8 protein-coding genes are annotated in these 13,095 nt (G+C 72.1%); 3 read left to right on the top strand and 5 right to left on the bottom strand.

All coding sequences use genetic code 11. The features are described 5' to 3' along the window. Positions 1–204: 204 nt before the first annotated feature. From ABTY04_RS22690 to ABTY04_RS22670, 5 genes are all read right to left on the bottom strand, one after another. Entirely contained in the window at positions 205–828 is a 624-nt protein-coding gene (locus tag ABTY04_RS22690) for a GntR family transcriptional regulator (protein WP_352215204.1), read from the bottom strand. A gap of 148 nt (positions 829–976) precedes the next feature. Beyond that, positions 977–2,338, bottom strand: a complete 1,362-nt coding sequence (locus ABTY04_RS22685; protein ID WP_352215180.1) for a lipase/acyltransferase domain-containing protein — start codon at positions 2,336–2,338, stop codon at positions 977–979. Between the two features lie 115 nt (positions 2,339–2,453). Further along, positions 2,454–4,199, bottom strand: coding sequence for a 2-oxoglutarate dehydrogenase, E2 component, dihydrolipoamide succinyltransferase (sucB, locus tag ABTY04_RS22680; protein WP_352215179.1), 1,746 nt, complete (start codon positions 4,197–4,199; stop codon positions 2,454–2,456). 54 nt (positions 4,200–4,253) lie between these two features. Further along, positions 4,254–5,642, bottom strand: coding sequence for a dihydrolipoyl dehydrogenase (gene lpdA, locus ABTY04_RS22675; RefSeq protein WP_054225644.1), 1,389 nt, complete (start codon positions 5,640–5,642; stop codon positions 4,254–4,256). Between the two features lie 297 nt (positions 5,643–5,939). Further along, positions 5,940–7,499, bottom strand: coding sequence for a leucyl aminopeptidase (locus tag ABTY04_RS22670; protein ID WP_352215178.1), 1,560 nt, complete (start codon positions 7,497–7,499; stop codon positions 5,940–5,942). Positions 7,500–7,845: 346 nt separating this feature from the next. Here ABTY04_RS22670 and ABTY04_RS22665 point away from each other — a divergent pair, with 346 nt between their 5' ends. From ABTY04_RS22665 to ABTY04_RS22655, 3 genes are all read left to right on the top strand, one after another. Further along, entirely contained in the window at positions 7,846–9,873 is a 2,028-nt protein-coding gene (locus ABTY04_RS22665; RefSeq protein ID WP_352215177.1) for a hypothetical protein, read from the top strand. Positions 9,874–9,976: 103 nt separating this feature from the next. After that, entirely contained in the window at positions 9,977–11,515 is a 1,539-nt protein-coding gene (gene pelF / locus ABTY04_RS22660) for a GT4 family glycosyltransferase PelF (protein WP_352215176.1), read from the top strand. Next, complete coding sequence (locus tag ABTY04_RS22655) at positions 11,512–13,050, top strand: hypothetical protein (RefSeq protein ID WP_352215175.1); 1,539 nt, start codon at positions 11,512–11,514, stop codon at positions 13,048–13,050. The genes pelF and ABTY04_RS22655 overlap by 4 nt, the downstream gene beginning before the upstream one ends. Positions 13,051–13,095: the final 45 nt, after the last annotated feature.

The following is a 13,095-nucleotide window of genomic DNA, read 5'->3' as shown; positions in this document are numbered from 1 at the left end:
CCGGACAAAGGAGAGGTGGTGAAAAATCCCTGACGGGCAGGACAGGGTCGGTGGACCCGGGTGGGGTCCGCCGTCGACTGTAAATCGCTGATCGATGATCGATCAAACGAATGTGGCGTAGAAACGGGCCATCGGCGGAAAGTCGGCACCGGGTGCCATGAAAACAGGCACCCGGTGCCGGGTGAATCGGTACAGAACGCCCTGTCAGGCGCGGGGTGCGCACCCCAGGACATGCCGCTTCACCAGCACGCCGATGTCCGGATCCTGGTTCCGGAACGCCTCCACGAGCGCCTCGTGCTCCTCGGCGTACGACTTCTGGACGGTGCCGAGCCAGCGGATGGACAGGGCCGTGAAGACCTCGATGCCCAGGCTCTCCCAGGTGTGCAGCAGCACGCTGTTCCCGGCCGCCCGCACCAGCTCGCGGTGGAACCCGACGGTGTGCCGCACCTGCGCGGTCCCGTCCTCCGTGCGGTCGGCCTCCCACAGGGCAGCCACGTGCGGCTCCAGCGCCGAGCAGTCGGCCGCCAGCCGGGGCGCGGCCAGCTCGGCCGCGATCTGCTCCAGGCCGGCCCGGACCGGGTAGATCTCCTCCAGGTCGGCGGCCGACAGGTTCCGTACGCGCACGCCCTTGTTCGGCGCCGACTCGATCAGCCGCAGCGTCTCCAGCTCGCGCAGGGCCTCGCGCACGGGCGTCTGGCTGACCTCGAGTTCGACCGCGATCCGCCGCTCGACGATCCGCTCACCGGGCTTCCAGCGCCCGCTGACGATCCCCTCCACGATGTGCTCGCGGATCTGCTCGCGCAGCGAGTGCACGACGGGTGGGGTGATCATCCGGACTTCATCTCCTGAGGGGGACACGCATCGCTTCGATGCGTAGACAATACGGCGGAGCAGGCCGCAGGGATGCGTTCCTGGTCAGGGCCGTTGGGTGAGGCTGGTTACAAGGGGCCCCCGACCGGGCAGCCGAGGTGCCCGGTCACCGATCCGCCACCACGCTCAGGGCCGTCGTCCGGCCCACCGACAGCCGGTACGCGCCCGGCCCGGGCGGCGGGAAGGTGGCGCCGTACCGGCCGCCGCCCAGGTCGTCCAGGGCGCGGGCCGTCGGGCGGCCCCCGTCCGCGGGGCGGAGTTCCGCCGTGAGCCGGAGTGCGTCGTCGGGGGCCGTGACCGTGACCTCGTACGGGGCGCCCGCAGGCAGCAGGGCGGACACCTGCACGCCCAGGCGGGCTCGGGCGGGTTCGCCGCCGACGGGGAGCGTGGGCCCGTCCGGGCGCTCGTGGCCCAGAAGGTTCCGAAGGGCGTCCCGCACACCCCCGTTGTTGTGGAGGGAGCCGTGCTGCTCGTACGGGGTGGCGGACCCGGTCACCGGGAACCCGCCGCCGGCCGCCTCCGCCGGCACGGCCGCGAGGCGGGGCACCGCGCCGTCGCCGTCCCCGGCGGCGGCGCCGGTCCCCGGCAGGAGCGCCAGGCGGTCGTCCGCGTACCGCGCGGCCGTCGCCGTGTGCTGGCCGATGCCGGAGATCGCGTGCAGCTCGGCCCGGGGCGGGGCGCTGCGCAGGTCCGCGTGGAAGCGGGCCGCATCCGCCAGCAGGGCCGCGTCCACGCCGGGCAGCCCCGGCAGGTCACGGGCGTACGCGAGGCCGTCGGGGCCCGTCACGCACGCGTGGTCGGCAACCAGCTGGTGCAGGGACGGCAGGCTCCGGGCGAAGGAGCCGAGGTCCGGATCCAGGTCCGGGCCCAGCAGCCGGACGCCGTTGACCAGGCCGGCCAGGGCCGCGACGGAGCCCCGGTGCGGGGTGCCCAGGGTGATCAGGCGACGGGTGATCTCGTGGCCGCCCAGGCGCTCCACGTAGTGCCGCGCCACCAGCCCGCCCATCGAGTGGCAGAGGAAGACCACCCGGGCCTCGCGGCGCTCGGGGGCCGAGGTCCGCCAGCGCTCCAGCTCCAGGTCGATCCGGCCCTTCAGCCGCTGCGCGTTGTAGCGGCACGACAGGCGCCAGTCGTACGGGAACGTGAGGAGGTTGTCCGATACGGACAGGGTGAAACGGCGCTCCAGCCAGCGCAGCAGGTCCGTGTAGCCGTCCACCGGGTGCCAGACGCCGGGCAGGGCGTGCAGACCGGGCATCAGGCCCACCGGGACGACGCCGTCGCCCGGGTCCCCGTCGCCGATGTCCTTCGGGAGGCGCAGCGCGCTCGCGGAGCGGCCGAAGGTCCGCAGGCCCTGTAACAGGGCGGCGCCCGAGAGGTCCCAGACCGCCCCGCCGTCGGCATCGGCGAGCCGGCTGCCCGTGATGCCCGGCAGTACCACGACAAGATCCGTCACCTGTGCACGTGCCATACGACGCCCCCCGGGATGTCACACATGGACCCACCAGGGTATGACGACGGCGCCCCCGCCCGGAGTGGTTCCGGGCGGGGGCGCCGTACGGGCGTGTGCCGATGTGGCGTGAGCCTTACAGGCCGAGCTCGACCTCGAACTCGCCGGCCTCCAGGATCGCCTTGACGGCCGAGAGGTACCGGGCCGCGTCCGCACCGTCCACCAGGCGGTGGTCGTAGGACAGGGTCAGGTACGTCATGTCGCGGACGCCGATGACGGTGCCCTCGGGGGTCTCGATGACCATCGGGCGCTTCACCGTGGCACCGATGCCCAGGATGGCGACCTGGTTCGGGGGCACGATGACCGTGTCGAACAGCGCACCGCGCGAGCCGGTGTTGCTGATGGTGAAGGTCGCGCCCGACAGCTCGTCCGGCGTGATCTTGTTGCCGCGGACCTTGGAGGCCAGGTCGGCGGTCGCCTTGGAGATGCCCGCCAGGTTGAGGTCACCGGCACCCTTGATGACCGGGGTCATCAGGCCCTTCTCGGAGTCCACGGCGATGCCGATGTTCTCCGAGTCGAAGTAGGTGATGGTGCCCTCGTCGTCGTTGATCCGGGCGTTGACGACCGCGTGGGCCTTCAGCGCCTGGGCGGCGGCCTTGACGAAGAACGGCATCGGCGAGAGCTTGACGCCCTCGCGGGCCAGGAAGGACGCCTTGGCCTGCTCGCGGAGCTTCATGATCTTGGTGATGTCCACCTCGACCACGGAGCTGAGCTGAGCCTGCGAGTGCAGCGCCTTCATCATGTTGTCGCCGATGACCTTGCGCATGCGGGTCATCTTGACCGTCTGACCGCGCAGCTCGGACACCGCGGCGGCAGCCGGGGCCTTGGCGGCGGCCGGGGCGGCGGCCGGAGCCGGAGCGGCAGCGGCGGCCTTGGCGGCCTCGGCGGCGGCCAGGACGTCCTGCTTGCGGATACGGCCACCGACACCGGTGCCCGAGACCGAGGACAGGTTGACGCCGGACTCCGAGGCGAGCTTGCGCACCAGCGGGGTCACGTACGCGCCCTCGTCACCGGCGGAGACCGGAGCGGCGGGGGCGGCCACGGGAGCCGGAGCGGCGACCGGAGCCGGAGCGGCGACCGGGGCCGGGGCGGCAGCGGCCGGGGCGGCCACGACCGGAGCCGGGGCGGCGACCGGAGCAGCTGCGACCGGAGCCGGGGCGGCGACCGGAGCAGCTGCGACCGGGGCCGGGGCGGCGGCCGGGGCGGCACCGGCGGCGCCGATGACGGCCAGGACGGTGCCGACCTCGGCGGTCTCGTCCTCGTTGATCCGGATCTCCAGCAGCGTGCCGGAGACCGGCGCGGGGATCTCGGTGTCGACCTTGTCCGTGGAGACCTCAAGCAGCGGCTCGTCGGCCTCGACGGACTCGCCGACCTGCTTCAGCCAGCGGGTGACGGTGCCCTCGGTGACGCTCTCGCCCAGGGCGGGGAGAACGACGTCCGTGCCGGACGCGGCCGGAGCCTCGGCGACCGGAGCGGGGGCCTCGGCGACCGGGGCCGGGGCCGCGGGGGCCTCGGCGACCGGAGCCGGCGCGGCCGGGACCTCGGCGACGACGGTCTCGGCCTCGGCGACAGCCGGCGCGCCGGAGCCGTCGTCGATGACGGCCAGCTCGGCGCCGACCTCGACGGTCTCGTCCTCGGCGACCTTGATGGACGCCAGGACGCCGGACACGGGGGACGGGATCTCGGTGTCGACCTTGTCGGTCGAGACTTCGAGCAGCGGCTCGTCGGCCTCGACGCGCTCGCCCTCGGCCTTCAGCCAGCGGGTGACAGTGCCCTCGGTAACGCTCTCTCCGAGCGCCGGAAGGGTTACGGAAACCGACATGGTTTCAGTTGCTCCTAACGAATGTGCGGAAGTGGTCGTCGCGCCCGTGACGAATCAGTCGTGGGAGTGAAGCGGCTTGCCGGCCAGGGCCAGGTGGGCCTCGCCGAGCGCTTCGTTCTGGGTCGGGTGCGCGTGGATGAGCTGCGCGACCTCGGCCGGCAGGGCCTCCCAGTTGTAGATCAGCTGGGCCTCGCCGACCTGCTCGCCCATCCGGTCACCGACCATGTGGACGCCGACCACGGCACCATCCTTGACCTGGACGAGCTTGATCTCGCCCGCGGTCTTAAGGATCTTGCTCTTGCCGTTGCCCGCCAGGTTGTACTTCAGGGCCACGACCTTGTCCGCGCCGTAGATCTCCTTGGCCTTGGCCTCGGTGATGCCGACGGAGGCGACCTCGGGGTGGCAGTACGTGACGCGCGGAACGCCGTCGTAGTCGATCGGGACGGTCTTCAGACCGGCCAGACGCTCCGCGACCAGGATGCCCTCGGCGAAGCCGACGTGCGCGAGCTGCAGGGTCGGGACGAGGTCGCCGACGGCCGAGATCGTCGGCACGTTGGTCTGCATGTACTCGTCGACCAGGACGTAGCCGCGGTCCATCGCGACGCCCTGCTCCTCGTAGCCGAGGCCCTGCGAGACCGGGCCGCGGCCGACGGCGACCAGCAGCACCTCGGCCTCGAAGGTCTTGCCGTCGGCCAGCGTGACGCGCACGCCGGTCTCGGTGTACTCGGCCTTGTCGAAGAAGGTGCCGAGGTTGAACTTGATGCCGCGCTTGCGGAACGCGCGCTCCAGGAGCTTGGAGCTGTTCTCGTCCTCGACCGGGACGAGGTGCTTGAGGCCCTCGATCACGGTGATGTCGGAGCCGAACGACTTCCACGCCGAGGCGAACTCGACGCCGATGACGCCGCCGCCCAGGACGATCGCCGACTCGGGGACGCGGTCCAGGACCAGCGCGTGGTCCGAGGAGATGATGCGGTTGCCGTCGATCTGCAGGCCCGGCAGCGACTTCGGCACGGAGCCGGTCGCCAGCAGGACGTGGCGGCCCTGGATGCGCTGGCCGTTCACGTCGACGGAGGTCGGCGAGGAAAGGCGGCCCTCACCCTCGATGTACGTCACCTTGCGGGAGGCGACCAGGCCCTGCAGGCCCTTGTACAGGCCCGAGATGACCTCGTCCTTGTACTTCTGCACACCCGCGATGTCGATGCCCTCGAAGGTGGCCTTCACGCCGAACTGGGCGGCTTCGCGCGCCTGGTCCGCGATCTCGCCCGCGTGGAGCAGGGCCTTCGTGGGGATGCAGCCGTTGTGCAGGCAGGTGCCGCCGAGCTTGTTCTTCTCGATCAGGGCAACGTCCAGACCCAGCTGGGATGCGCGCAGAGCCGCGGCGTAACCGCCACTGCCACCGCCGAGGATCACTAGGTCGAAAACGGTGCTGGCGTCGTTCGCCACGTCACGTCCTCCATGCATGTGCGCCGGGCACCGGTCCTCTGTGACCGGGCGGCGGCTGGTAATCGGCCGCTTGTTTCTTCGGCCCTGTGGTGGGGGCCCTGTCCTGCCGAGAACCCATCTTCGCATTTGTCGGGGGAACACGGGACGCCGGGCCCGGACTGTGGCAGGTCGATCTGTCCGAAGTAAGGGTTACCCGTGCGTAGAAACCTACGGATTGCTTCGGATTCCGTCGTGAGCGGGACTCGCCCCGGGCCTCCTCCAAGGGCCCGGGGCGAGTCGCGTCTCACACGGGGAGCGTCAGCCCAGGTCGCCCGTGGCCGTGCGCTCGGCCAGCCGGACCAGGGTGCGCACGGCCGAGCCGGTGCCGCCCTTGGGGGTGTAGCCGTACGGGGCGCCCTCGTGGAAGGCCGGGCCCGCGATGTCGAGGTGGGCCCAGGTGATGCCCTCGCCGACGAACTCCTGCAGGAAGAGGCCGGCCACCAGACCCCCGCCCATCCGGACGCCCATGTTGGCGATGTCGGCGGTGGGGGAGTCCATGGTCTTGCGCAGGTCCTCGGGCAGCGGCATCGGCCAGGAGGCCTCGCCGACCTCTTCCGCGATCTCGTGGATCGAGGTGCGGAAGGCGTCGTCATTGGCCATGATGCCGAAGGTCCGGTCGCCCAGGGCCAGCACCATGGCGCCGGTCAGGGTGGCGACGTCGACGATCGCGTCCGGGTTGTCCTCGGAGGCCTTGGTCAGGGCGTCACCCAGGACCAGACGGCCCTCGGCGTCGGTGTTCAGGACCTCGACGGTCTTGCCGCTGTACATGCGCAGGACGTCGCCGGGCTTGGTGGCGGAGCCCGAGGGCATGTTCTCGGCGAGCGCGAGCCAGCCGGTGACGTTGACCGCGAGGCCCAGCTTGGCCACGGCCACGACGGAGGCGAACACGGCGGCGGCGCCGGCCATGTCGCACTTCATCGTCTCGTTGTGGCCGGCCGGCTTCAGGGAGATGCCGCCCGAGTCGTAGGTGATGCCCTTGCCGACGAAGGCGAGGTGCTTCTCCGCCTCGGGGTGGGTGTAGGCGATCTTCACCAGGCGCGGCAGGTTCTCGGAGCCCTTGCCGACGCCCATGATGCCGCCGTAGCCGCCCTTGGTCAGAGCCTTCTCGTCCAGGACCTGGACCTTGATCCCGTGCTCCTTGGCGGTCGCGGAGGCGACGGCGGCGAAGGCCTCGGGGGTGAGGTCGTTCGGCGGGGTGTTGATCAGGTCGCGGGCGACGTTGACCTCGGTCGCGACGACCGTGGCGCGCTCGGCCGCGGCCTTGTGCTCCTTGTCGCGCGGCTTGGCGCCCAGCAGGGCGACCTCGGCGAGCGGCTGCTTCGGGCCGCCTCCCCCAGACTTCGTCCGGGAGGTGCCCCCATTGCCGGAGCCCTTCTTCTCGCCGCCCTGGTAGGCGGTGAAGGCGTACGCGCCCAGCAGCGCACCCTCGGCGACGGCCGTGACGGCGGAGGCGTCGTCCAGGGGGAGGGCGAAAGCGGCCTTCTTGCTGCCGTGCAGTGCACGGGCGGCGGCGCCGGCGGCGCGGCGCAGGGCCTCCTCGTCGTACGACTCGTCCTTCTCGGGGACGGGGCCGAGCCCGACCGCCAGCACGACCGGGACCTTCAGGCCGTCCGGGGCCGGCAGCTTGGTGGTCTCGCCTTCGGCGCCCGAGGCGCCGAGTGCGTCGAGCACGGCGGCGAGCTTTCCGTCGTACGCCTTGTCCACGGCCTCGGCGCCTGCGGCGACGACCGGGCCCTTCGGGCCCTTCGCCACGCCGACCACGAGGGCGTCGGCGCGCAGCGTCGCCGCGCCGGCAGTGCTGAGAGTCAGAGCAGTCACGGTGGTGAAGTCTCTCTTCCGTTTGTGTTGTGGGCCGAGTGGGTGGACGGCCATCCGCAGCGATCGTATTCCGGCCCGACGGCCGCCGGAAATGAGCCTACGCGTACCGCCTCGCCCGTACGCCACTCGAAGGTTTGGCAAGTTGTTCGATCAAGACGCCGACAGATTCACCCATCTGTGGCTTCTGTTCCAGGTTTGCCCTTTAGACCTGACGAGGTCCGCGAGACTCGGTCCACTCTCGCAAGGGGGCGCGGGGTCCCTTTGCATGATTTCCACAGAGCCTCCTCGGCCCGGCCGACCGCCATGGGGCCGTAGTCGAGTGATGCCTGCGGGGGGAAAGGCCGAAATGGTCAACAAGAACCGGATGAACAGGGCTGCCGCCGCAATGGCGGTGGCAGCGCTGATGTCCGTGGCAATGCCCGCCGCGACCGCCCAGGCGGTCGTGACACCGCGCATCGACCTGAAGGTGCTCGTCGTCGACGACGGCGGCAGCTCGGTCGAGGCGATCACCGCGGAGCTCCGGGACACCGGGGTGCCGTACACGCGCGTCGTCCTCGGCGGCTCCGGCCGCCCGGTGATCGACGCCGCGTTCCTCGCCGACACGGTCGACGGCCGGCCGCGCGCCAAGTACCAGGGCGTCGTGCTGCCGAACGAGAACCCGTTCGGCGAGGGCTCGGCCGAGATGGCCGCGCTCGCCGCGTACGAGACGGCGTACGGCATCCGCCAGGTCGACGCGTACACCTGGGCCCACCCGGGCGTGGGCCTGGAGTACACCGACAACGGCGGCTACAGCGGGCAGCTCGACGGCACCCAGGCCGCCGTCACCGCCGCGGGCAAAGCGGGCCCCTTCAACTACCTCGCCGGCCAGGTGGCCTTCGAGGACAACTCCGCCCTGGTCCCGGAGAGCTACGGGTTCATGGGCAAGCCGCGGGCCGGCTACACCAGCTACCTCGACGCACCGGTGAGCGGCGGACGGGCCTCGCTCGTCGGCGAGTACGCGCACGACGGGCGGAGCGAACTGGTCGTCACCTTCGGCTACAACCAGTACCAGCAGCAGTTCCGGCTGCTGGCCCGCGGCATCGTCGACTGGCTCACCCAGGGGGTCCACCTCGGCCAGAGCCGCAGCTACTTCGCGGTCCACGTCGACGACGTCTTCGCCCCGGACGCCCGCTGGAGCAAGGACCTCAACTGCACGCCCGGCGACTACGCCTGTGCGGGGGGCGAGGGCAAGGAGAGCACCATCCGCATGACCGCCGCCGACGCCCAGTACGCGGCGCAGTGGCAGACGGTCAAGAACTTCAAACTCGACCTCCTCTTCAACGCCGGCGCCGGCGAGGAGTGGAAGTCCGAGAACGGCGGCACCGACGCCCTGACCGCGCAACTCGTCGCGGACCGGGCCAAGTACCGCTGGATGAACCACACCTACACCCACCCCTTCCTCGGCTGCGTCCAGGACACCACCACCATCCCGTGGACCTGCACGAAGGACGCCGCGGGCGCCATCAACTGGATGAGCCGGTCCGACATCTCCGCCCAGATCCGCGACAACAACAACTGGGCCGCCGCCAAGGGCATCACCACCGACCGCACCGAGCTCGTCACCGGCGAGCACTCCGGCCTCAAGACCCTGCCGCAGCAGGCCCAGGACAACCCCAACCTGGCGGGCGCGCTCGCCGACAACGGGGTCAAGTGGGCGGGCAGCGACAACTCGCGCGAGCCCGCGCAGCGGGCGGTCGGCGCCGCCCTCACCGTCCCCCGCTACCCGATGAACGTGTACTACAACACGGGCACCAACGCGGAGATGGCCGACGAGTACAACTGGATCTACGCCAGCCGTGCCGACGGCGGCAGCGGAGTCTGCGAGGACAACCCCGCGACCTCCACCTGCCTCCCGGCCCCGCTCGACACCACCACCGGCTACCTGGACTACATCGTCCCGGCCGAGGCGCGGACCGCCCTGCGCCACGTCCTGGCCAACGACCCGCGTCCGCACTACGTCCACCAGTCCAACCTCGCCGAGGACCGCACCCTCTACCCGGTGCTCAACCAGGTCCTGGACACCTACCGCGCGCTCTACGCGCCCAGCGCGCCGATCGTGAACCAGAGCATGAAGGACACCGGGGTCGAGCTCAGCCGCCGGGCCGCCTGGGACAAGGCGCTGGCCGACGGCAAGGTCACCGCCTACCGCATCGGGACCACCGTCACCGTCAAGGCGCCCGCCGGCGTCGTCGCCCCGGTGACCGCACCCAACGGCACCAAGAAGCAGCTCCTGCTGGGCACCGCCGACTTCGGCACCGCGTACGCCGGCAACCGCTCGGCGTGGACCGCGCCGGACGTGCTCCAGAGCGCGGTCACGCTCAAGCTGCCCAGCTGACCCACGCGTCATCCGACGCCAGAACCACCTGGTACCACCTAGCGCCGGCGCTCCGCAGACTCACGGGCGCCGGCCCCTTTTCCGTCCTGGGGGGACACAGCGCATGAGCCATGGGCGTCATGTCACCATGCTCACCGAAGGCACCTATCCACACGTCCACGGGGGAGTCAGCACCTGGTGCGACCAGCTGGTACGCGGGATGCCGGAGGTCGACTTCAACGTCATAGCCCTGACGGGATCCGGCCGCGAGCCCGTCACCTGGGAACTGCCCCACAACGTCTACCGGCACACCGCGGTCCCGCTCTGGGGCCCGCCGCCGGGCCGCAGCCGCCGGGCCCTGCGGGGCAAGGCGCACCGCCGGTTCACCGAGACCTACGAAACCCTCCTGCTCTCCCTGCTCGCCCCCGCGCCGGCCACCGCCGGGGGCGCCCCCGGCCACAACGGGTTCTCCGAAGCCCTGCGCGAACTCGCCGTCCTCGCCCGGGCCGGCCGCCTCGCCCCGGCCCTGCGCTCCGAAACGGTACTGCGCCTGCTGATGACCGTCTGGACCCGCTCCGGCCTCGTCACCGCCGCCGCGGAGCCCACCATCCACGACGCGCTCACCGCCACCGACCTGATCGAGCACGCGCTGCGGCCGCTCTCCGTACGGATCTCGCCCGACAGCGTCGCGCACGCCGTCAGCAGCGGGCTCGCCACCCTCCCGGCCCTCGCCGCCAAGTACCTCGACGAGGTGCCCTTCCTGCTCACCGAGCACGGCATCTACCTGCGCGAGCGCTACCTCGGCTACCGCACCGCCGAGCAGCGCTGGCCGGTCAAGGCCCTGATGCTCGGCTTCTACCGGGAGCTCAACACCGAGGGCTACCGGCAGGCCGACCTCATCACCCCGTGCAACCAGTACAACCGCCGCTGGGAGGAGCGCGGGGGCGCCGCCCCCGACCGCATCCGCACGGTCTACAACGGCGTCGACCCGTACGCCTTCCCCGACGCCGGACCCGAACCCGAGGTACCCACCCTCAGCTGGTGCGGGCGCATCGACCCGATCAAGGACCTCGAAACCCTCATCCGCGCCTACGCGTTCATGCGCGAGGAGCTGCCGGCCCTGCGGTTGCGCCTGTTCGGCCCGGTCCCGCCCGGCTGCGAGGAGTACAAGCTCCGCCTGGAGAAACTCGCCGCCGAACTCGGGGTGGGCGACGGGATCTCGTACGAGGGCCGCATCACGGAGGTCGCCAAGGCCTACGCGGCCGGCAGCGTCGTGATGCTCTCCAGCATCAGCGAGGGCTTCCCCTTCAGCATCATCGAGGCCATGTCCTGCGGCCGCACCACCGTCTCCACCGATGTCGGCGGGGTGCGCGAAGCCGTCGGCGACACCGGGCTCGTGGTCCCGCCGCGCGAACCGGAGACCATGGCCAGCGCCACCCTCGCCCTGCTCCGCGACGACGAACGCCGCGCCGAGCTGGGCCGGCGCTCCCGCAAGCGGGTGGTCGAGAAGTTCACCCTCCACCAGTCCGTGGACGGCTTCCGCCACATCTACCGGGAACTCGCCGGCCAGCCCGTCCCGCCCGTCCGCGAGGGCGCCGGCTGGACGCAGCGGCTCGCCGACCCCTGGTACCGGGAACTCGCGGCCGACGGGAGCCTGTGGTGAGCGGATCGCTCTGGCTGCGCGCCCCCGGCGGCGACACGCTGCCCGCCATCCCCCGGCCCCGGGCGACCGGGCCGGGGGAGCCCGGCTCCGCCGGCGACCCGATGGACGAACTCGCCGAACGACTCGACGGGTTCATCGCGGCCGCCGTCCACCCCGAGGAGATCGCCGCCATCCTCGAATCCGACGGGATGACCGACGAGTACATCCGGCTCACCTACGGGCGCCACGACTCCTTCGGCCTCGCCGAGGAGCTCTACGCCCGGGTGCCCCGGTCCTTCCCGGAGCCGGAGCACGTGCCCGACCCCTGGAAGGTGTCCCTCACCGCCTGCCTGCTGCGCGGGGTGATCTTCGCGCTGCCCGGCCTCGCCTACGTCCTGGGCGCCCCCCTGCTGGAGGGCCCCAAGGACCGGCTCGGGCTCCCGGCCGGGACGCTGACCCTGCTCGCCGGGGCGCTCATCGGCTGGGTGTGGGACCAGACCCTGTCCCACCGCGCCTACTCCTGGCTGGGCCTGGGCGACCGGGCCGCCGCCGGGCGGACCCTGCTCGTCGGGGCCCCCGCCGGCGCCCTGCTCGGCACCGCCGCCGCGCTGGCCGTGCCCGGCGGGCCGCCGTTCTCGTACGCATTCGCCGCCGGCCAGGCCCTGTACGTCGGGGCCGCCACCGTGCTGCTGGTCCTCGGCCGCGAGCAGGTGCTGCTCGGCGCGCTCGCCCCGATGGCCGCCGGGGCGCTGCTCTCCCTGTTCACCGACCCGCCCGTGCCGGTCCGGGTGGGCCTGCTGGCGGTGTCCCTGCTGGCCGCCTGCACCCTCGCCGTACGGGAGCTGCCGCTGGCCGAGGGCGTACGGGTCGGCGTGCGCCGGATCCGGAGCCGGGCCGGACACCGGCCCGGCGAGGGCCCGGTGCGCTGGCGGATGCTGCGGGGCGCCGAGGAGGAGTACGGCCCGCGCGGGCCCCGGCTCGGGGACTCCGTGCCGTACGGGGTGTTCGGCCTCGGCACCGGCCTGCTCGTGCTGTACGCCGCCCTGGGGGAGGTGCTCGCCGGGGGTCCCGCCGAGGCCGTCGCCGCCCCCTCGGCGGTGGCGCTCACCCTCAGCATGGGTCCCGCCGAATGGCTGCTCCACCGGTTCCGCAGCGGGAGCCTCGCCGGGCTGCGGGCCGCCCGCTCGCCCCGGCAGTTCTGGCTGAGGATGCTCGGCACGCTGGCCCGCTGCCTCGCCGCGTACCTGGCGGTGCTGTTCGCCCTCGGGCTGGCCGGCACCCTGCTCTGGCCGGGAGCCCCGGGCCTGACCGGGGTCCGGGCCGCGACCCTGCTGCTGCTCGGCACGGTCATGTGGTCCGGGCTTCTGCTCCAGTCCTTCGGGGCGGTCCGGCCCGCTGCCGTGGTCTGTGCCTCGGCGGCGGTCGCCCAGAGCCTGGCGCTGCTGCTGGGGCTGGGGCAGCCGCGGCTGGTCCAGCTCGTCGTGGCGGGTACGGCCGCGGCCGTGCTGAGCACGCTCGTCTGCCTGCTCCTGGGCCGCGCGACGGCCCACCGCTGATGCCGTGACCGCCGATGCCGTGAGCCCGAACCACGTGACCCCGTA

Source organism: Streptomyces sp. NPDC097981 (assembly GCF_040302565.1).
GTDB lineage: Bacteria > Actinomycetota > Actinomycetes > Streptomycetales > Streptomycetaceae > Streptomyces.
This window is presented reverse-complemented; position numbering and strand designations above follow the sequence as displayed.